20 protein-coding genes are annotated in these 20,541 nt (G+C 67.1%); 19 read left to right on the top strand and 1 reads right to left on the bottom strand.

All coding sequences use genetic code 11. The features are described from left to right. Positions 1 to 82: 82 nt before the first annotated feature. The 14 genes from motD to QT386_RS11350 all read left to right on the top strand — a co-directional run bounded on the left by motD (position 83) and on the right by QT386_RS11350 (position 13,043). Positions 83 to 1,003: a flagellar motor protein MotD gene (gene motD, locus QT386_RS11285; RefSeq protein WP_289273868.1), complete on the top strand. Its 921-nt coding sequence runs from the start codon at positions 83 to 85 to the stop codon at positions 1,001 to 1,003. Next, positions 1,000 to 1,458 (top strand): chemotaxis protein CheW, encoded by a 459-nt coding sequence (locus QT386_RS11290; RefSeq protein ID WP_289273869.1) that lies wholly within the window; start codon positions 1,000 to 1,002, stop codon positions 1,456 to 1,458. The genes motD and QT386_RS11290 overlap by 4 nt, the downstream gene beginning before the upstream one ends. A 165-nt stretch (positions 1,459 to 1,623) precedes the next feature. Continuing rightward, positions 1,624 to 1,941 (top strand): lipid asymmetry maintenance protein MlaB, encoded by a 318-nt coding sequence (locus QT386_RS11295; protein ID WP_289273870.1) that lies wholly within the window; start codon positions 1,624 to 1,626, stop codon positions 1,939 to 1,941. A gap of 2 nt (positions 1,942 to 1,943) precedes the next feature. Continuing rightward, positions 1,944 to 2,306, top strand: a complete 363-nt coding sequence (locus tag QT386_RS11300) for a response regulator (protein WP_289273871.1) — start codon at positions 1,944 to 1,946, stop codon at positions 2,304 to 2,306. Beyond that, on the top strand, positions 2,306 to 4,294 hold the full coding sequence (locus QT386_RS11305; protein WP_289273872.1) for a chemotaxis protein CheA: 1,989 nt from the start codon (positions 2,306 to 2,308) through the stop codon (positions 4,292 to 4,294). Before QT386_RS11300 ends, QT386_RS11305 begins: the two co-directional genes overlap by 1 nt. Before the next feature lie 14 nt (positions 4,295 to 4,308). Next, positions 4,309 to 4,824 carry a chemotaxis protein CheW gene (locus tag QT386_RS11310; RefSeq protein WP_289273873.1) on the top strand — a complete coding sequence of 172 codons (516 nt, stop codon included), beginning with the start codon at positions 4,309 to 4,311 and terminating at the stop codon, positions 4,822 to 4,824. 23 nt (positions 4,825 to 4,847) lie between these two features. Beyond that, a complete protein-coding gene (locus QT386_RS11315) occupies positions 4,848 to 7,457 on the top strand; it encodes a methyl-accepting chemotaxis protein (RefSeq protein WP_289273874.1) in 2,610 nt (869 codons plus the stop codon). Between the two features lie 24 nt (positions 7,458 to 7,481). Further along, a complete protein-coding gene (locus QT386_RS11320; RefSeq protein ID WP_289273875.1) occupies positions 7,482 to 7,682 on the top strand; it encodes a hypothetical protein in 201 nt (66 codons plus the stop codon). Continuing rightward, a complete protein-coding gene (locus tag QT386_RS11325; RefSeq protein ID WP_289273876.1) occupies positions 7,669 to 8,505 on the top strand; it encodes a CheR family methyltransferase in 837 nt (278 codons plus the stop codon). The genes QT386_RS11320 and QT386_RS11325 overlap by 14 nt, the downstream gene beginning before the upstream one ends. A gap of 8 nt (positions 8,506 to 8,513) precedes the next feature. Further along, complete coding sequence (gene cheD / locus QT386_RS11330; RefSeq protein WP_289273877.1) at positions 8,514 to 9,122, top strand: chemoreceptor glutamine deamidase CheD; 609 nt, start codon at positions 8,514 to 8,516, stop codon at positions 9,120 to 9,122. Then, positions 9,119 to 10,156: a chemotaxis response regulator protein-glutamate methylesterase gene (locus QT386_RS11335; protein WP_289273878.1), complete on the top strand. Its 1,038-nt coding sequence runs from the start codon at positions 9,119 to 9,121 to the stop codon at positions 10,154 to 10,156. The genes cheD and QT386_RS11335 overlap by 4 nt, the downstream gene beginning before the upstream one ends. A 16-nt stretch (positions 10,157 to 10,172) precedes the next feature. Further along, positions 10,173 to 11,294, top strand: a complete 1,122-nt coding sequence (locus QT386_RS11340) for a methyl-accepting chemotaxis protein (protein WP_289273879.1) — start codon at positions 10,173 to 10,175, stop codon at positions 11,292 to 11,294. A 996-nt stretch (positions 11,295 to 12,290) separates the two neighbouring features. Next, on the top strand, positions 12,291 to 12,626 hold the full coding sequence (locus QT386_RS11345) for a DUF1820 family protein (RefSeq protein WP_289273880.1): 336 nt from the start codon (positions 12,291 to 12,293) through the stop codon (positions 12,624 to 12,626). Positions 12,627 to 12,647: 21 nt separating this feature from the next. Continuing rightward, entirely contained in the window at positions 12,648 to 13,043 is a 396-nt protein-coding gene (locus tag QT386_RS11350) for a nuclear transport factor 2 family protein (protein WP_289273881.1), read from the top strand. Between the two features lie 66 nt (positions 13,044 to 13,109). Here QT386_RS11350 and QT386_RS11355 read toward each other — a convergent pair whose 3' ends face one another. Next, complete coding sequence (locus QT386_RS11355) at positions 13,110 to 15,488, bottom strand: hypothetical protein (protein ID WP_289273882.1); 2,379 nt, start codon at positions 15,486 to 15,488, stop codon at positions 13,110 to 13,112. A gap of 213 nt (positions 15,489 to 15,701) precedes the next feature. Between QT386_RS11355 and QT386_RS11360 the strand changes: the two genes are divergently transcribed. From QT386_RS11360 to fliE, 5 genes are all read left to right on the top strand, one after another. Then, on the top strand, positions 15,702 to 16,376 hold the full coding sequence (locus QT386_RS11360; protein WP_289273883.1) for a hypothetical protein: 675 nt from the start codon (positions 15,702 to 15,704) through the stop codon (positions 16,374 to 16,376). Positions 16,377 to 16,733: 357 nt separating this feature from the next. Beyond that, entirely contained in the window at positions 16,734 to 18,185 is a 1,452-nt protein-coding gene (gene rpoN / locus QT386_RS11365; RefSeq protein WP_289273884.1) for an RNA polymerase factor sigma-54, read from the top strand. 31 nt (positions 18,186 to 18,216) lie between these two features. Beyond that, the gene (locus tag QT386_RS11370) at positions 18,217 to 18,597 is read left to right on the top strand and encodes a response regulator transcription factor (RefSeq protein WP_104228963.1); all 381 of its coding nucleotides are present in this window, start codon (positions 18,217 to 18,219) and stop codon (positions 18,595 to 18,597) included. Then, a complete protein-coding gene (locus QT386_RS11375) occupies positions 18,590 to 20,059 on the top strand; it encodes a sigma-54 dependent transcriptional regulator (RefSeq protein ID WP_289273885.1) in 1,470 nt (489 codons plus the stop codon). Before QT386_RS11370 ends, QT386_RS11375 begins: the two co-directional genes overlap by 8 nt. A 146-nt stretch (positions 20,060 to 20,205) precedes the next feature. Beyond that, positions 20,206 to 20,535: a flagellar hook-basal body complex protein FliE gene (gene fliE / locus QT386_RS11380; protein WP_289273886.1), complete on the top strand. Its 330-nt coding sequence runs from the start codon at positions 20,206 to 20,208 to the stop codon at positions 20,533 to 20,535. Positions 20,536 to 20,541: the final 6 nt, after the last annotated feature.

The following is a 20,541-nucleotide window of genomic DNA, read 5'->3' on the forward strand; positions in this document are numbered from 1 at the left end:
ATCGGGGATCGTGGAAGCGGGTCCGTCTTTGACGATTCCCGATTCCCGATTGCCCATTCCCGTCAGTGCGGAGCACTGATTCATGGCCCGCAAGCATAAACATGAAGACCATCTCAACCACGAAGCCTGGGCCATCCCCTACGGCGATCTGGTGACGCTGCTGTTGGCGCTGTTCGTGGTGATGTATGCCGTATCCTCGGTCAACGAGGGCAAGTACCGCGTGCTGGCCGACGCCCTGAGCGAGGCCTTCGGCGGTCCGCCGCGTTCGATGAAGCCGATCCAGATGGGCACCCAGCAGCGCGGCGACGAGCAGAGCCGCATCCAGGTGATGCCGCCGCGTGGCGCCGAGAAGGCCAATGCCGTCGGCGGCGAGGACCCCGCCATGCGCAACCGCTTCGTGCAGCCGCCGCGTGCCCCAGGCGCCCCGAGCGCGGGCGAAGCGCAGGCCCGCGAGCACCTGCAGCGCATGGCCGCGGCGGTGGAGAAGGCACTGGGCGACCTGATCAGCCGCGACCTGGTGGTGGTCAAGCGCACCGATTTCTGGCTGGAGATCGAGATCCGCACCGACATCCTGTTCTCCAGCGGCTCCGCGGGTGTCGCGGAAACCGCCTGGCCGGTGCTGTCGCGCCTGGCCGGCATCCTCCAGCCCTTCGGCAACCCGCTGCGCATCGAAGGCCATACCGACGACATTCCGATCAACACGCCGACCTTTCCCTCCAATTGGGAGCTGTCGGCGGCGCGTGCGGCCAGCGTGGTGCACCTGTTCATGCGCGAGGGCGTGGATCCCCGGCGCATGACCGTGGCCGGCTTCGGCCAGTATCACCCGGTGGGTGACAACAGCCAGGCCGAGGGCCGCAACCGCAATCGCCGCGTGGTCATCGTGGTGCTGGCCGACGAGAGCCAGCCGGCGCCGGAGCTGGGTGATCAGGCCCTGCGCAAGACCGGCACGGTGGTGGTACCGGAGGGCACGCTGGAGCGGGTCAAACAGGAGTCGGGAGCATGAGCGGAGCGCGACGCGATGACCAGGTGCTGAGCCGCTGGGTCTGTTTCGAGATGTCCGGCCAGGTCTATGGCCTGCCGATCTCCGCGGTGCAGGAGGTGCTGGCCGATACCTGCATCGAGCCGGTGCCGGGCACCACGCTGCTGGTGCTGGGCGTGATCAACCTGCGCGGCAGCGTCGTCACCGTGGTGGACCTGCGCCGGCACTTCGGCTTCGAGCCGGAGGCTGATGCCCAGACCCGTATCATCGTGGTGGACCACGGCAGCGAGTCCCTGGGGCTCTGCGTGGACCGCGTGGCCGACGTACGCAAGCTGTCCGACGGCGCCATCAAGCCGGCACCGGCAACCGGCGGCGGCCAGGCCGAGGCCGGCATCCGCGGCATGGTCTCGCGCTCCGGCGAACTGTTGACGCTGCTCGATCCTGCCCGCCTGCTGGCGGACCTGCCACTGCTGGCCTAGTCGCCCTTGCTGCACTCCCCGAACGGCGCCCCAGTGGCGCCGTTCGTTCTTCCGCGGCTGCCGTTCGTCCCCGGACTTGAGCCGGGCAAATCGCCGGAAAGCCGGCAGGCCGTGCGGGGAACGGGACTTGCACCTACCCCCTCGTCCGCTCACCGGAGTGCATCCATGTCCGAACCCAATACCGGAAACCCGTCAGCCTCATCGGCCGGGACCTCGATCTCCCTGCCCGCCGAGCTCGGCATCGACGTCGCCGCCAGCCTGTACCAGGACCTGCTGTCGCAGGTCGACCACCCCGGCGCGGTGACCCTCGACGCGCAGGACGTCGCGCGCATCCACACCGCCGCGCTGCAGTTGTTCTGCATGTTCTGCCAGGACCGTCGCGCCGCCGGCCGCGAAACCCATTGGCGCCATCCCACCGAAGCCTTGCGCAGCGCCGCCGCGCTGCTGGGCGTTACCACCCTTCTGCAGATCGCGAGGCAGTAAGCATGAGCCGGATTCTCGCCGTGGACGATTCCACCTCCATGCGGCAGATGGTCAGCTTCACGCTGAAATCCGCCGGCTACGACGTGGCGGAGGCCGAGGACGGCCTTGCCGCGCTGGCGCTCGCACAGAAGGAGAAATTCTCCCTGGTGCTGGCCGACGTCAACATGCCGAACATGGATGGCCTGTCGCTGGTGCGCGCGCTGCGCGGCATGGCGGACTACAAGTTCACGCCGCTGCTGATGCTGACCACCGAGTCCACCCCGGAGAAGAAGCAGGAGGGCAAGGCGGCCGGCGCGACCGGCTGGCTGGTCAAGCCCTTCAACCCGGAGCAGCTCGTCGCCACCATCCAGCGCGTTCTGAGCTGATGTCCAACATCGACCTGAGCCGGTTCCACCGGACGTTCTTCGATGAGAGCGCCGAAGGTCTCGACGCGATGGAGGCCGCCTTGCTGCGGCTGGACGTCGGACAGGCCGATGTCGAGACGATCAATCTCATTTTTCGTTCTGCCCACTCGATCAAGGGTGGCGCTGGCACCTTCGGCTTCACCGCCGTGGCCAGCTTCACCCACCTGCTGGAAACCCTGCTGGAGCGCGTGCGCTCGGGGCAGCGCCAGGTCACCCAGCCGGACGTGGATCTGCTGCTGCGTTCGGTGGACCTGACCCGCGCCATGCTGCGCGCCGCCGACGGCGGCGATGCCGCGGACGTGGACGCGGTGGCCCGCCTCAGCGCCGAGCTGGAGCAGACGCTGGAGATGAGACCCGCTGCAATAGCGGTGGTGGCTGCCGCATCGGCGGCTGCCGGCTGGAAGATCCGCTTCCTGCCAAAGTCCGACATCTTCGCCAGCGGCAACGATCCCCTGCGCATCCTGCGCGAGCTCGACCGCCTGGGCGAGGCTCATATCGCTTGCGACAGCGAGGCCCTGCCGATCCTGGCCGACGCTACCCCGGAGACCTGTTATCTGTCCTGGACCGTGGAGCTGCGCGGTGACTGCGACGAGGGCGCGGTCCGTGACGTCTTCGCCTGGGTCGAGGATGAGTGCGAGCTGCATGTCGAGCCCTTGGTGCCAGCGGTCCAGGTCAAGGCCGCCGCCGAGCCTGAAACGCCTGCGGCTACCGTCAAGCCGGCGCTGCGGGTCGTGGAGGGCGGCCGTGAACCAGCGCAGGAGCGCCGCTCCGGCGACGCCAGCAGCATCCGGGTGGGCACCGAGAAGATCGATGCCCTGATCAACCTGGTGGGTGAGCTCGTCATCACCCAGGCCATGCTGCAGCAGATCGCCGGCAACCTCGATCCGGTGCAGAACGAGAAACTCCTGCAGGGCCTGTCCCTGCTGGATCGCAACACCCGCATGCTGCAGGAGGCGGTAATGGCCACCCGCATGCTGCCGGTGGATGCGGTGTTCAGCCGCTTCCCGCGGATGGTCCGGGACCTCTCCACCAAGCTCGGCAAGCAGATCCGCCTGGAGACCGTGGGCGAGGGTACCGAGCTGGACAAGGGCGTGATCGAGCGCATCGCCGATCCGCTGACGCACCTGGTGCGCAACTCCCTGGACCATGGCCTGGAGAATGCCGAGCAGCGCCTGGCTGCCGGCAAGGATGCCACGGGCACCATCACGCTGCGGGCCGCCCACCAGGGCGGCCATATCGTCATCGAGGTGGCCGATGACGGTCGTGGCCTGGATCGCGAGCGCATCCTGGCCAAGGCCGCCGAGCGCGGCATCCCGGTGCCGGCCAACCCGGCCGACGCCGATGTCTGGCAGCTGATTTTCGCACCCGGCTTCTCCACCGCCGAGCAGGTCACCGACGTCTCCGGCCGCGGCGTCGGCATGGACGTGGTCAAGAAGAACGTGCAGGCCCTGAGCGGCCAGATCGAGATTTCCACCAACCCCGGCAAGGGCACCTGCGTCACCATCCGCCTGCCGCTGACGCTGGCGATCCTCGACGGCATGTCGGTGCGTGTCGGCGACGATGTCTTCATCGTGCCGCTGAACTGCGTGGTCGAGTCGCTGCAGCCGCAGTCGGGCCAGGTACGCACCCTGTCCGCCGGCGCGCGGGTGGTCAAGGTGCGCAACGAATACCTGCCGCTGGCACCGCTGCACGAGCTGTTCAATATACGCACCGATGCCCCCGAGCCGGAGGCCGGCATCCTGGTGCTGCTGGAGTCGGAGGGCCGCAAGGTCGCCGCCCAGGTCGACGAACTCGTCGGCCAGCAGCAGGTGGTGATCAAGTCGCTGGAAGCCAATTACCGCCGCGTCGGCGGCATCTCCGGGGCCACGATCCTCGGCGATGGCCGTGTCGCGCTGATTCTCGACGTCGCCGAACTGGTGCGGGGCTATGCCCGCGCCGCAGCGGCCTGAAACAGGAAGAAACCATGACCGCACCCACGACCCATCATCCGGAATCCCGGCCGGCCACCGGCCCGCTCGACGAGATTCCCAACGAGTTCCTGACGTTCACGCTTGGCACCGAGGAATACGGCGTCGACATCCTCAAGGTGCAGGAGATCCGCGGGTATGACACCGTCACCAAGGTGCCCAACGCGCCGTCCTTCATCAAGGGCGTGATCAACCTTCGCGGCACCATCGTGCCGGTCATTGATCTGCGGCTGAAATTCAGCCTCGAGCGCGCCGACTACAACGAGTTCACGGTGATGATCATCCTCAACGTCGCCCGGCGCATCGTCGGCGTGGTGGTCGATGGCGTCTCCGACGTGATGCAGCTCGCCGCCGAGCAGATCAGGCCCGCCCCGGAGTTCGGGGCCGGCATCAATACCAAGTTCATCACCGGCATCGGTGCGCTGGAGCAGCGGATGCTGATCCTGATCGACATCGAGAAGCTGATGAGCAGCGAAGACATGGCGCTGATGGACAGCGCCGCCGTGCACTGAACCCCCGCCGCAAGGACAACCCCATGAAAGCCAAATCCGCCAAACCCGCTGCCAAGTCCACGGCCAAGCCGACGTCCAAGTCGCGTCGTGCCGCCCCCGCCGCCCGGAAGCCCGCCTCCTCGGCGGTCGCTGCCCGCGACATGGCCGACCTGCGCGGCCAGCTCGCCGCCATCAGCAAGTCGCAAGCCGTCATCGAGTTCTCCCTCGACGGTCATATCCTGAACGCCAACGAGAATTTTCTCTTGGCAACTGGCTATGCGCTGGAGGAGGTCCGAGGCCAGCATCACTCCATGTTCGTCGATGCAGCCTGCCGCCAGAGCCTCGAGTACCGCATGTTCTGGGACAAGCTGGAGCGTGGCGAGTACGATTCCGGGCAGTACAAGCGCGTCGCCAAGGGCGGCCGCGAGATCTGGATCCAGGCCAGTTACAACCCGATCTTCGACAGCAGGGGCAAGCCCTTCAAGGTGGTCAAGTACGCCAGTGACATCACCGCCCAGAAGCAGCAGACCGCTGATTTCGCCGGACAGCTCGCAGCACTGAGCAAGGCACAGGCTGTCATCGAATTCACGCTGGAAGGCAAGATCATCTCGGCCAACGAGAACTTCCTCAAGACCGTGGGCTACACCCAGGAAGAGGTGTTCGGCCAGCATCACCGCATGTTCGTGGACCCGGACTATCGCGAAAGCGTCGAGTACCGGGTGTTCTGGGAGAAGCTGGGCCGCGGCGAGTACGATGCAGGCCAGTACAAGCGATTCGGCAAGAACAGCCGCGAGATCTGGCTGCAGGCCAGCTACAACCCGATCCTCGATCTCAACGGCAAGCCCTTCAAGGTGGTCAAGTACGCCACCGATATCACGGCCCAGATCCACGCCGCGCAAGCCCTGCAGACCTCGGTGGAGCAGACCCAGGGGGTCGTCTCGGCCGCCAAGCAAGGAGACCTGTCGCGCCGCATCCCGATGGAGGGTAAGGCCGGCCAGATCCGCTCGCTCTGCGAGGGCGTCAACTCCATGCTCGACGGCATCGTCACGGCACGCGAGGAAGAGCGCAAGCTGGCCAATGAGAACCTGCGCATCAAGAACGCGCTGGACAACGTGTCCGGCAACGTGATGATCGCCAACAACGATCGCGAGATTGTCTACATGAACGCGGCCGTCAGCGACATGCTGCTCAAGGCCGAGAGCGAGTTGCGCAAGGCCCTGCCGCATTTTGATGCGCGCCGCCTGATGGGTGCCAGCATCGACGTGTTCCACAAGAACCCGGCCCACCAGCAGGGCATGCTGTCCAACCTGCGTAGCTCATACCGTACCCAGATCAAGGTGTCAGGCCTCACCTTCGGCCTGATCGCCAGCCCCATCATCAACGACAAGGGGGAGCGCCTGGGAACGGTGGTGGAGTGGGCCAACCGCACCACTGAAGTGGCGGTGGAGAACGAGGTGGCCGATATCGTCGGCGCCGCCGCCAACGGCGATTTCACCCGCCGCGTGGCGCTGGAGGGCAAGGACGGCTTCTTCAAGATGCTGGCCGAGAACATCAACCAGCTGCTGCAGACCAGCGAGGTCGGGCTCAACGAGGTAGTCCGGGTGCTGGCCGCGCTGGCCAAAGGGGACCTCACCGAGACCATCACCGCCGACTACAAGGGCACCTTCGGCCAGCTCAAGGACGACGCCAACAAGACCGTGGAGCAGTTGACCGCCATCGTCAGCCAGATCAAGGGCGCCACCGACACCATCAACATCGCCTCGCGCGAGATCAGCGCCGGCAACACCGACCTGTCGGCCCGCACCGAGCAGCAGGCCGCGAGCCTGGAGGAGACCGCCTCCAGCATGGAGGAGCTGACCTCCACCGTGAAGCAGAACGCCGAAAACGCCAAGCAGGCCAACCAGCTGGCGATCGGTGCCAGCGACATCGCCGTCAAGGGCGGGCAGGTGGTCAGTGAAGTGGTGACGACGATGGCGGCGATCAACGAATCGTCCAAGAAGATCGTCGACATCATCAGCGTCATCGATGGCATCGCCTTCCAGACCAACATCCTGGCGCTGAACGCCGCGGTGGAGGCCGCCCGCGCCGGCGAACAGGGCCGCGGCTTCGCGGTGGTGGCAGCCGAGGTGCGCAGTCTGGCGCAACGCTCCGCCGGTGCCGCCAAGGAGATCAAGAGCCTGATCGGCGACTCGGTCGAGAAGGTCGGCAACGGCTCCAAGCTGGTCGAGCAGGCCGGCAAGACCATGGACGAGATCGTCACCAGCGTGAAGCGGGTGACCGACATCATGTCGGAGATCACCGCTGCTTCGCAGGAACAGAGCCAGGGTATCGAGCAGATCAACCAGACCATCACGCAGATGGACGAGGTGACCCAGCAGAACGCCGCGCTCGTGGAGGAGGCTACCGCCGCCGCCCGCTCGCTGGAAGAGCAGGCCGGAGGCCTGGCCACCTCGGTCAGCCGCTTCCGCCTGGACGAACAGGCCACCGGGTTCGGAGTGGTGGCAGTTGCCGCTCCCGCCCGCCCGGTCGCCAAGCCGGCACCGGCCCGTCCGGCCACGCGGCCTGCCGCCCCGGCGCCCCGCCGCCCCGCGGCGGCGGTGTCCCGCGGCAACGGCGCCGGCGAGCGTCACGACGAGCAGTGGACCGAGTTCTAAGCGACCGGACCACGGAGAGCCGCCATGTCGATCGCAATCCAAGCGGAAGCCGTGATGTCCGAGCCGGGCCCCTGGCTGCGCCTGCTGGCCAACTGGGGCCTGGCCCTGAGCGAAGCCGGCTGCGTGCTGCCGGTGGAGCCCCGCGGCCAGTGCCCGCTGCGGCCGGTGCTGGCGCGGCTCACGGGTGAGAACGTAAAGGGGAGAGGTGCCGATGACCGTCGCTGAGAGCCGCGAGTTCGCCTTTGCGCGCAGCGACTTCGAGCGCGTTCGCTCGCTGATCCACGCCCGCGCCGGCATCTCGCTGGCGCCTGCCAAGCGCGACATGGTCTACAGCCGCCTGGTGCGGCGCCTGCGGGCGCTGCGCCTGGATTCCTTCGGCGAATACCTGTCGCGCCTGGACGACCCTTCCGACCCCGAGTGGGAGGCGTTCACCAACGCGTTGACCACCAACCTGACGGCCTTCTTCCGTGAGCCCCATCACTTCGAAATCCTGGCGGAGCATCTGCGCTCACAGCCGCGAGGAGCGACGCTGCGGCTGTGGTGCTCGGCCTCGTCCACCGGCGAGGAGCCGTATTCGATGGCGATGACCGCGATCGAGGCTTTCGGCCGTGACGATCCGCCGGTGCGCATTCTAGCCACCGATATCGACACACAGGTGCTGGCCACTGCCGAGCGCGGGGTCTACCCGCTGGAGCGCATCGAGCGTCTCGACGAGGCACGCCGCCAGCGCTTCTTCCGCCGTGGCACGGGCGCGATGGAAGGCTACTGCCGCGTGACCGAGCCGCTGCGGCGCCTGGTGAGCTTCCGTCCGCTGAACCTGCTGACGGAGCACTGGCCGATGCGTGGCCCCTTCGAGGCCATCTTCTGCCGCAACGTGATGATCTACTTCGACAAGCCGACCCAGCATCTCCTGCTGGCGCGGATGGCGCCCCTGCTCACGCCGGACGGACTGTTCTTCGCCGGCCATTCGGAGAGCTTCTTCCACGCCGCCGACGTCGTGTCGCCCTGCGGGCGCACGGTATACCGGCGCGCAAAGGCCGGTAACTGATGTATGCGATGCGAAGAGCCCGCAGCACCGTCTCCGAGGCGGCCGTGCCCTACTACGATCCGCGCTACAGCGCGCAAGTGGTCAAGGTGCTGCCCGGTGAGTTCGTCGTGACCACCCAGGACTGCATCCTGACCACCCTTCTGGGCTCCTGCGTGTCGGCCTGCATCCGCGACCCGCTGACCGGTGTCGGCGGCATGAACCACTTCATGCTGCCCGACAGCGAGACCGGCGGTGCTGCCAGCGAGTCGGCGCGCTACGGCGGCTATGCCATGGAAATGCTGATCAACGAACTGCTCAAGCACGGCGCCGCGCGCGGCCGCCTGGAGGCCAAGGTGTTCGGTGGCGGGGCCATGCTGCCGAGCTTTCAGTACAACAAGGTGGGTGAACGCAACGCCGCCTTCGTGCTGGAATACCTGGAGCGCGAGAGCATCCCGGTGCTGTCGCAGGACCTGCTCGACAACTGCCCGCGCCACGTCCACTACTTCCCGCGCAGCGGCCGCGTGATGCTGCGCAAGCTGCCGGCCTTCGAGCGCGGCCAGGTGGCGGCGGACGAGACGCGCTACTTCAGCCGCTTGCGCCAGGAGCCCAAGGGCGGTTCCGTGGAGTTGTTCGAATGAACCGTATCCGGACCCTGGTGGTGGACGACTCCGCGCTGGTACGCAGCCTGATGAGCGAGATCCTGTCCGGCGATCCCGAGATCGAGGTGGTGGGCACCGCCTGCGATCCCTACGTGGCACGCGACAAGATCAAGCAGCTCAAGCCCGACGTTCTGACACTGGATGTGGAAATGCCGCGCATGGACGGCCTCACGTTCCTGGAAAACCTGATGCGCCTGCACCCGCTGCCGGTGCTGATGGTGTCCTCGCTGACCGAGCGTGGCGCCGAGATCACGCTGCAGGCCCTGGAACTGGGGGCGGTGGACTTCGTCACCAAGCCCAAGATCGACGTCTCTCACGGCCTGCACGAATACGCCGACGAACTGCGTACCAAGCTCAAGGCCGTGGCCCGGGCCCGCCCGCGGGGCCCGGCGGGCGCCCGTCCCGCAGCGGTGGTCCCGGCGCGGCGTAGCACGCCGTTCCGCACGACCGAGCGGCTGATTGCCATCGGCGCCTCCACCGGCGGCACCGAGGCGATCAAGGTAGTGCTGGAGCAGATGCCGCCGGACGCCCCGGCGATCGTCATCACCCAGCACATTCCCGCCGCCTTCAGCGCGCCCTTTGCGGAGCGCATGAACCGCAGCTCCGCGATGTCGGTCTGCGAGGCTGCCGACGGCCAACTGATCGTGCCCGGGCATGCCTACATCGCCCCCGGCGGCCGCCACCTGACGGTGGTACGCGACGGCGCCCGCTATGTCTGCCGGCTCACCGACGCGGCGCCGGAGAACCGTCACCGTCCGAGCGTGGACGTGCTGTTCCGCTCGGTCGCCAAGAACGCCGGCGGCAACGCCGTGGCCGCCATCCTCACCGGGATGGGCGACGACGGCGCCCGCGGCATGCTGGAACTGCGCAAGGCCGGCGCCCACACCCTGGTACAGGACGAGGCCAGCAGCGTGGTCTGGGGAATGCCCGGCTCCGCCGTGCGCCTCCAGGCCACGGAACAGGTCTTGCCTCTGGACCGTATAGCCGGGCAGTTGCTTGCCTGGACCCAATGAACCACAGGATCGCCCCATGAACCTGAACAAGACACTCTTCCCCGCACTGGTCCTGACCGCCGTGCACATTGCAGCCCTGCTGGCCTCGTTGCCGGCGGTGGCCGACGTCGCCAGCCTGCTGCTGATGGCCGGCGGCTGGGCCTGGGCCGGCCGCGAGTTCTGGCGCGAGCGCCAGGCGGCGCAGGCCGAGCTGAAGGCGCTGCAGGCATCGGGCGAATCGCAGCGCCAGCTGCTGGCGGAACTGCGCCGCGGCATGGGCGGCGAGATGCAGGGCATGCAGCAGGAGATCGGCCGGGTGCGCCAACTGGTCACCGAGGCCACGCGCCAGCTCGGCGGCAGCTTCGAGGAGATGAACCGCCAGGCGCAGGTGCAGGCCAGCGCGGTCGGCCGCATCCTGAGCCGCAACGGCGAGCAGGAGGGTGGCGGCGTGCGCCACTTCACCGGCTCCGCCGGCACGTTGATGAACAACCTGGTGGAGTCACTTGCCCAGGCCAGCCGCCAGAGCGCCGCCAGTGCCGGCCAGATCGACGAGATGGTGAAGCACCTCGACGCGATCTTCGACCTGCTGGGCGACGTCAAGACCATTGCCGACCAGACCAACCTGTTGGCCCTGAACGCGGCCATCGAGGCGGCGCGTGCCGGAGAGGCGGGCCGCGGTTTCGCGGTGGTGGCCGAGGAGGTGCGCAATCTCTCCGAGCGCTCTACCAGCTTCAACGAACAGATCCGCAAGCTGGTCTCCAGTTCGCGGGACGCGGTGGCCAAGGTCCGTGAGACCGTCGGCGAGATGGCCTCGCGCGACATGAGCGCCAGCGCCGATGCGCGCGACGAGGCCGGGCGCCTGCTGCGCCAGGTGGAGGAGGTCAACGGCAGCCTGACCGCCGGCATCCGCGAGGTTTCGGCCTCACAAGAGCATATTGCACAGTCGGTAGGCCAGGCCGTGCGCTGCCTGCAGTTCGAAGACATCGTGACGCAGGCGCTGGGCTCGGCCGAACGCCACCTGCGTCGCATCGAATCGATCCAGTCCGAGGGCACCGGCCAGCCGGCCCCGGCCGCCGCCGCCAGCGAGAACTGGCGCCAGCCGGTGCACAAGCCGGTGGCCCAGCAGTCCATGCAGGCGGGAGCGATTGAGCTTTTCTGAAGAATCCACTGTCCAAGAGTGGGGTGTACTTGGCGCCGGTCTTCCCGGCGCTTTTTTTATTCCCTGGGGAAATAACCTGCCGCACCGGGCCCTTGCAGGCCCGGCGGGCAGTACCTCTAACTTGTCAAAGAGACAGACCATCCCAGGACCCTTTCGCGGATGCGTGAGCAGAGCCCTACTTGGTTGTCTGCCGGATGATCTGAGTCGGCGCGGAGCCCTGCGCCTGTAGCCCGAGGTGCACCTGGGCTCATGGGGATATTTTGCGCTTGTGGGTGCGGGGTTCCTAACGGAGTTCCGTATTTCTGCGTGGGTTTGGTTGGAGGGTCGCGTTCACCCTTCGACAGGCTCAGGGCGAACGGTTAGGTTGATCGTTGCGGGCTCCCCCTCTCGGCAATTGCTCCATGCATTGCCCTACCTCGGGCATCCATGCCCTCGTCGGCAACTGCTCCTGGGTTACTTAACTCAGGCATCCCCCTCTCCCCAACCCCTCTCCCGCAAGGGGAGAGGGACTTAGAGGCTTTTCTCTGATCTGGCAGAGATCAGCCAAGGCTCATTCGGAATCACTCTTCCGAATCTTGGTGAGCGGAAGCGAATGTTTTTGATTTATGGGCCCCTGTTGCCCGGATGCCTGACCGGTGGTCGAGCGCAGGGTCGAGCCGGACAGGATGTCCGGCCGAGGGGCCTCAGGCCATGGATGGCCTGTGGGCCCGACCCGTCGCGCTCGACCGCCGGTCAGGTTGCCCCGCCTCAGCGGGGCCGTCCGGGCCCAGGGTGTGTTTCTTTGGTTACTTTCTTTTCACAAGAAAAGAAAGTAACTCGCCCTTAGGCGAAATAACCCCTCAAAGAACCAAAGCCGCTGACCGGCGTCGTCGCCGGCACCACCAGCTAGCGACAGTGCGTGCCTCGATACACCGCTACGCGGCACTCGGCATGAACGGTTTAGGAGAATGGATATGGTTATCCGGTAACATCCCTGAATTGCCAGCCCCGCCCGCCATGCCCACCAAGTCCCGCCTCTACCGTATCCAGTTCACCAACCGCGACCAGGTCTACGAGGTTTATGCTCGTGAGGTCAGCCATGGGTCCATGCTGGGTTTCGTGGAGATCGGCAAGCTGGTGTTCGGCGAGCGCAGCAGCATCGTGGTGGACCCGGGCGAGGAAAAGCTCAAGAACGAATTCGAGAACGTGGAGCGCTTCTACGTGCCGGTGCATGCGGTGATCCGCATTGACGAGGTCAACAAGCAGGGCACGGCGCGCATCCTGGGCGAGGGCGGCAAGGTCACGCCGTTTCCGTCGCCTTATAGCTTCGGCGGCGGCGAGCCGCGCAAATAATCAGACCCACAGGAGATGACGATGCCCTTGGACACCATTGCGACCTGGCACAAGGTGGCAGAAAGCCGCGATATCGCCGGGCTCGATAAGCTGCTGGCTGAAAACGCCGTGTTCCACTCGCCGGTGGTCCATACGCCGCAGGTGGGCAAGAAGATCACCAAGCTGTATCTCGCGGGTGCCTTCCATGTGCTCTTCAACGAGACCTTCCGCTACGTGCGTGAGGTGGTCGGCGAGCGCGAGGCGGTGCTGGAGTTCGCCGTGACCATTGACGACATCGAGGTCAACGGCGTCGACATGATCCGCTGGAACGACGAAGGCCAGATCGAGGACTTCAAGGTGATGCTGCGGCCGCTGAAGGCGATCAACCTGGTGCACCAGAAGATGGGTGCCATGCTGGAGAGCATGAAGCGCGGTTGATCCGCGGATGGCCACAACGAAAAAGCCCGCCGATCGGCGGGCTTTTTCGTTACTGCGGTCCCTGTATCAGGGCGACGGGTCGAAGCCGCGAACGGCGCAGGGCTCGTTGCCGCAGACGTTGATGACGCGGCCGTTGGACTTCAGGAACTCGCCCTTCTGGTCCTGGGCGTGCGGGTCCTTGCGCGGGAAGCTGTGCGGGTCGGCGCCGTAGCCGAGTTCTGGACGCGGCGGGCGGTTGTCGATCGGCGGCGTGGCGACGCCGTCGGGGTTGGAGGTGCCGTCCATCTTCAGCAGCGGGCCGCTGTCCCAGACCACCAGGGCCGAGCCGTTGTGCGGGTAGCTCATGCAGGGGATGCCGTAGTAGGGCTCGTCGTCGTGGTGGCGGCGGTGGATGCCCAGGCCGTCCGGCTCCATCTCCACCAGCGGATGCACGCCGGGGAACACGGCGGGACCGCGCTGGGTGCGCGAGCCGCCGACCACGGCAGGGCAGTGGACCTTGGCGCCGATCGTGCGGGCGGCGACCTCGGCGGTGGTCATCGATACCTGGTGGTCGCCGAAGGCTGGGTGCAGCAGCACGCGCTTGGGCGGCGTGTTGGGGTAGGGTTCGTCGGCGCGCAGGTGTTGGGCGTAGCCGTTCATCTCCGAGCGGTCCCACAGCATCTGGATCAGGGCCAGCGTGAAGGCCTGGTCCAGCGAGGCGGGGTAGGCGGTGTAGAAGAACGCGGCGTAGGTGTCGAAGTCCACCGAGCGCTGCAGCAGCGTCGAGTAGTTCATGCCGGGTACGCCGAGCACGCCGGCGCGGATGTCCGGCGACAGGGCCACCAGCGAGCCGCCCATGATGCCGCCCTGCGAGTTGCCGTCGTAGAACAGTTCGCCGCGGTCGATCACGCAACGGTCGCCGACGCGGAAGGCGGCGTTGCTGCAGAAACCCTGCTCGTTGATCAGCGCGCGGCCGATGAACATCCAGTTGAGGAAGCCTTGCTGGCCGCGGTCGGTCAGCGTGGTGAAATTGCTCATGTCCAGCAGCAGCGTCAGCACGTTGAAGACGTCGCCTTCGGACATGCCGATCCAGTCGGCGGCGCAGAACATCAGACGCTGGTTCTGGGCGGTGTCGCCGATGTGGCCGCCGCCGACTTCGCCCTGGCTGCCGAGCAGGCCGTGGCCGTAGAGCGAGGGGCGCACGGTGTTGACCGTGGTGGCTTCCGCGGCATTGGCGGCGTTGCCGAAGGCCACGCGCGGGATGCGGCAGGTGTAGGTGGCGCTCATCGTGCCGTTCTGCGTCGGCAGGCCGTCGCTGCTGCCGCTGTAGTTGAAGCGCGAGCCTGGAGCGCCGGAGCCGGTGAGGAACTTGGGCACGGTGACGGTGCCCTTGACCTGGCGGGCGATGGTGGCGTTCTGCTCGACGTTGAAGTCGGTGACTTCATCGACGGTGAACGGCGGCGCGGCGTTGCCGAGATCGGCGAAGGCAGTGTCGCGGATCTTCAGCGCGCGTTCGCTGAGGTTGCGCTCGCTGGCCACGGTGAAGTCCCAGGCCAGGTAGAGCTCGGAGCGCTTGATGCCGGCCTTGCCGAGCTTGGCGAACAGATCTTCCATGTGCGGGCGGCGCTCGTTGATGGCGGCGCGTCCGCTCTTGTGGTTGTCGCGGTAGATGCGGAAGGCGGGGGAGGGCTCGATGATCTCGCCCGCGGCGTTCTTCATGTTGCGCATGGCCACGATGTAGCGGTGGCCTTCCTCGAAGTTCTTGGCGGGGCGCACGATCAGCGCCGGGCCCGGATCGGCCAGCGGGTTCTCCGGCAGCGGGATCGTGTCGCAGATCGATTCCACGGTGCGCAGCAGGCTGGTGAGCTGGTCCAGCTCAAGCAGGCCGGTAACGACCGTGAGCGGGTCCGGCAGGTCGCAGACGCCGGACTTGGTGAGGTTGGCATCCATCTCCGACCAGATCAGGTGGCGCTCCAGCGTGTCGGCATCGATCACCACGATCGGCTGGTCGGCGCGCAGGCTGGCCTCGATGTCGGTGATGGGCACGGCGCCGGTCTTGGCCAGGTCCACGCCGGGGATGCGGGTAAGGATCGCGTTGCCGGGCGAGAAGCCGTCGTTCTTGTTCCAGTCGGTCGGGGTGATCGGCTTGAGCAGGACGTTGCGCGGCATGGCGGCCAGCTGCAGGTTCAGGCGGCGGCCGGTGTCCATGCTGGCGTCGGCCACGGTGAAGAAGTCGTTGGGCCAGGGGAAGGTGCAGTAGTTCGGGTCCAGCGGATCGCAGGTGCCGGGCAGCAGATCCAGGCCGAGCTGACTGTCGATGGAAGGCTTCTCCTCGGGGATCGGCTCGGGATTGCCGGTCTGGCCGCCCGGGGCGACGGAGGAGCTGTTGTGGCAGGCGGCGAGGCCTGCCAGCAGGAATGCGAGCGCGAGACGGCCGCAGCCATCGGGGATGAACCTGGACACCATGACTCTCCTCAAGGGTGGCAGCGAGGCTTGCTGCACCGGTCTTTCTGGCGACGGCGGGGATCGCCGTGCCGGCCTGCCGTACACCGCGGCGGCTTGTCACAGAATGGTAATGATCGAACCCCGGGGGCGCAGTGGTAGTTTTTGCCCTCCGGGACCCGGCCGGGGCAGTATGGGAGGCTGCAACGTCGTGGCTGCAGGTCGGGGGAGCTGCAGATGAAGAATATTTTGCTCATGGCGCTGTCGCTGCTGCTGCCGGCGGTTGCTCAGGCCCAGGTGCCCAAGCCGGTGGTGAAGCTGGACCTCGATCCGCAGATCGAGTGGCGGCGGCTGGGCGAAGTGGTGACCGCGCGCTGGAGCGTCCGCCGCGCCGGCAACTGCGTGTTGAATTCCAGCGTGCCGGCCAGCGACTACGTGCTGCCCGCGGCGCCCGGCGCCGACGGCAGCCAGACCATGACGCTGCAGCACACCGGCACCTACGGCTACCGCCTGACCTGTGACGGCAATGACGGCGTGACCTATGTCGTCCTCAAGGATTTCCGTGTCACCGACGGCAGCGAGGTGGGCACGCGGCCGCCGCAGGTTGAGAGCTATTTCATCTTCGCCAGCGATGTTTTTGTCGGCAATCCCGGCGTGCCGGTGGCGGATCTGCGCTTCGGCGTCGTCGTCAGCGGCGAACTGGTCTGGAGCTTCCCCTACGCGGCCAATTGCGTCGCGTCCAGCGGCGGCAAGGCCGCCCTGTACCAGCCCTGGTCCGGGGTGGTGGATACGCGCGGGCGCCAGCGCATCAGCTTCGTGCGCCCGCTGGGGCCGCTGTCGGCGGAGTACGAGTACACCCTGAGCTGCAGCAATGCCCTGGGTACCGTCGGGCGCTCGGTGAAACCCTGGTAGCAGGGCCCGCCGTGGCGCGGTGACGCCTTTCCGCCGTCGCGGTCGCGGCCCGGAACCTGCACCGGCGTATCACGGCAGCAAATGCGCGACCCGTACGCCGCAAATACTCAACCCCGACCAGTAGTTTTTTCCGACAAGGCCGGGGTGGTCCGTGGCACGGACCACTTTGCTGCATTGCGATCTTCAATCCAGACAAGCACTTGAAAGGCCCCGGCTTTTCCCACCCCGCTCCGGGGTGTGACGGAAAACCGTCATGGGTAAGGTAAACCCCTACATTGAGTAGGGAATGTTCCGCTACGGACGTAATCCATCCTCGCCAAATATGGCCTCACGGTGAACGAGGCGAGGAGAGAACGAATGAAGCCCAACATGCACATGCGGACCAGCCAGAACATGGCGATGACGCCGCAACTGCTGCAGTCGATCCGGCTGCTGCAGCTGTCCTCGCTGGAGCTCGAGCAGGAGCTGCGCGAGGCGCTGGAAAGCAATGTGATGCTGGAGCAGGAGGAGGGTGAATCCTCCGCCGACGAGTCCGCCCCGCTGGAAGTCGCGCCGGCCGCCGAGACCCACGAGGAAGTCACCGGCATGGATGCCGGCGCCCACGACAAGGTCGAGGCCGACTTCGACTGGAGCAGCGCCGAGAGCTGGTCCGGCGGCGAGCCCTCCGACGACGACGACCGCCCCTGGGAGGAGCGCCACGCCGCCGCCTCCCATACCGACGCCCGCATGTCCGCGCTGGAGCAGCTGCGCCTGACCATCGAGGGCCGCCGCGAGGCCCTGATCGCCGAGGCCATCATCGAGGCCATCGACGACAACGGCTACCTGGAGCAGCCGCTGGATTCGATCATCGCCCGCCTGGGCCCTAACTTCGCCGCCGGCCTGGACGAGGTGGAGATGGTGCTGGAGAAGGTGCAAGGCGTGGAGCCCACCGGCTTCGCCGCGCGCAATCTCGCCGAATGCCTGTGTCTGCAGATCCGCATGCTGCCGGAGCGCACCCCCGGCCGTGACCTGGCCGAGTTCCTGGCTGCCGGCGCGCTGGAGCTGCTGGCCGCCAGCCGCACGCAGGAGCTGCAGCAGTTGCTGGGCGTGAGCCGCGCCGAGATCGGCCAGGCCGTGGCCCTGATCCGCACCCTGAACCCGAAGCCGGCCGCCGCGCTGTCCGCGCCGGCCGAGGCCGTGACCCCCGACCTGGTGGTGACTGGCATGGCTGGTGCCTGGAAGGTGGAGCTGAACGCCGACCGCCTGCCGCGCGTGCGGGTGAACAAGCTGTACGAGCGCCTGCTGACCCAGACCGGCACCCACAAGGGCCTGCGTGACCAGTTGCAGGAAGCGCGCTGGCTGGTGCGCGGCCTGGAAATCCGCCACCAGACGCTGCTGCGCACGGCGCGCGTGATCTTCCAGCGCCAGCAGGCCTTCCTGGAGCGCGGTGAAGTGGGCATGGCGCCGCTGACGCTGCGCGAGGTGGCCGAGGCCATCGCCATGCACGAGTCCACCGTGTGCCGCGTGACCAGCAACAAGTGGGTGCAGACCCCCTGGGGCGTGTACGAACTGAAGGCCTTCTTCCCCAGCCAGATCACCGGCCTGGCCGGCGAGACCTCCGGCACCGCGGTGAAGGCCATGATCCGCCGCATCATCGACGGCGAAGGCCGCGGTGCACCGCTGTGCGACGGCGATATCGCCGCGCTGCTGGCCCGCCAGGGCATCCGCGTGGCCCGCCGCACCGTCGCCAAGTATCGCGAAGCCATGAAGATCGCCCCCGCCAAGGAGCGCGCCGCACCCTCACCCCGAGCCGCCGGATGGGCGGGCTGACACCACAGAAGCAGGACGCAAGGAGCAGGACATGACCACTCTCAGGACATTGCTGATCGACGACAACAAGGCCTTCGTCGTGCTGGCACGCCATCTTCTGGCCGGTACGCAGGTCGAGGTCGTCGGCGAGGGCTACGACGGCTACGACGCCGTGCGCCTGGCCGAGGAAATCCGCCCCGATCTGATCATCATGGACCTGGCCATGCCCGGCATGGGTGGCCTGCAGGCCACGCGCCTGATCAAGGCCCAGGATCACCCGCCGCGCGTGGTGATCGCCAGCCACTACGACGATGCCGCGCATCGCGAGTTCGCTGCCCAGTCGGGTGCCGACGGTTTCATCAACAAGCAGGATTATGAGCACAACATCGCCCAGCTCCTGCGTGAGTTCTCCCGCGGAGAAGCCCATGTCTGAATCCCGCGTACTGGTGGTTGATTCCGATGCCTCGCGCTTGCAGACGCTGGGCGCCATCCTGCAGTTCATCGACCACAGCCCCGTGATGGTGGAGTCGGTCGCCGAGCTGAACCTGGCACAGCAGCGCCAGCAGGACTGGCTGGCGGTGGTGGTGGGCGATACCGCCGACGAGGCCGGTTTCGGCGCCTTCGTCGACTGGCTCAAGCGCGACCGCTACCACCCGCCGTTGCTGGTGCTGCAGCCGCGCCACGAGACGACCCTGCAGCGTCACAACCTGGATGCCAGCGCCTGCATGTCGCTGGACTACCCGGTGAAGTACCCGCAGCTGCACGAGATCCTGCGCCGCGCCAGCCTGCTGCGCATGGACCTGCACCAGCAGTCGATGCGCCTGGCCGGCCCCACCGGCAATTCGCCGGCGATCCGCCGCACGCGCCGCCTGATCGAGCAGGTCGCCGGCTTCGACACTACCGTGCTGATCACCGGCGAGTCCGGCACCGGCAAGGAAGTGGTGGCTCGCGCCGTGCACTCCTGCTCGGCGCGCCGCGACAAGCCCTTCGTTGCCGTCAACTGCGGCGCGATCCCGTCCGAGCTGCTGGAAAGCGAGCTGTTCGGCCACGAGAAGGGTGCCTTCACCGGCGCCATCACCTCGCGCAAGGGCCGCTTCGAGATGGCCGACGGCGGCACGCTGTTCCTGGACGAGATCGGCGACATGTCGCTGCCGATGCAGGTGAAGATCCTGCGCGCCCTGCAGGAGCGCACCTACGAGCGCGTCGGCTCCAACCGCAGCGTGCGCTGCGACGTGCGCGTGATCGCCGCTACCCATCGCAACCTCGAGGACTCCATCGTCAAGGGCACGTTCCGCGAGGACCTGTTCTACCGCCTGAATGTGTTCCCGATCGAGATGCCGCCGCTGCGCGAGCGCCTGGAGGACCTGCCGCTGCTGATCGACGACCTGATCGCCAGCAACGAGCGGAACGGCCACGGCTCGGTGCGCCTGGCGCCGGACGCGGTGCATGCGCTGCGCGCCTACCACTGGCCGGGCAACGTTCGCGAGTTGTCCAACCTGGTCGAGCGCCTGGCGGTGCTGCATCCCAGCGCCACCGTCGGTGCCCAGCTGCTGCCGCAGCGCTACCGCGTGGGCCAGCCCACGCTGACCCCGGCCGAGGAACCGGCCGAGGAGCGCCACGAGGCGATGCTGGCCGCCGCCGGCCTGCTGCCGCCGCCGTCCACCGCCAGCGCGATCGCCGCCCTGAGCACGCTGCCGCCGGAAGGCGTCAACCTCAAGGACCACATCGAAGGCATCGAGCTGGCGCTGATCCGCCAGGCGCTGGCCCAGTCCCAGGGTGTCGTCGCCCACGCCGCCAAGCTGCTCAACACCCGCCGCACCACGCTGGTGGAGAAGCTGCGCAAGTACGGCCTGACTCGCGAGCTGGCGGGTGAGGGCGAGCAGCTGAGTGCCTAGCCAGGACTCCTCTCTCCTGCTGGCGGGAGAGAGGAGCAAAGGTGCCAGAACCTTGACGAACCACTACCCGAAAACCGCGCCATAAACCCGTTTCCCGCGGGAACAGGTCTTGCAACCTACCCCGAAAACCGGACCGGAAGCCCGAGATGAACGAGATCGGAATCAACAACGTGCTGTCGCAGATCCGCGCGATGCAGGCCCAGACCGCCCAGCGGCCGGCCGGTGTCGCGGCGGCACAGCCGGTGGCCCAGAAGGCCGGGTTCGATTCGGTGCTGAAGTCCGCCGTGGAAAGCGTCAACCAGGCGCAGCAGGACAGCTCGCGCCTGCAGACCGCCTTCGCCATGGGCGACAAGAGCGTCGACCTGGCTTCGGTGATGGTGGCCGGCGCCAAGTCGCAGGTGCAGTTCAAGGGCATGGTCGAAGTCCGCAATCGCCTGGTCAGTGCGTACCAGGACATCATGAACATGCCCATCTAAGGGGCT

Source organism: Solimonas sp. SE-A11 (genome assembly GCF_030345715.1).
GTDB lineage: Bacteria > Pseudomonadota > Gammaproteobacteria > Nevskiales > Nevskiaceae > Solimonas_A.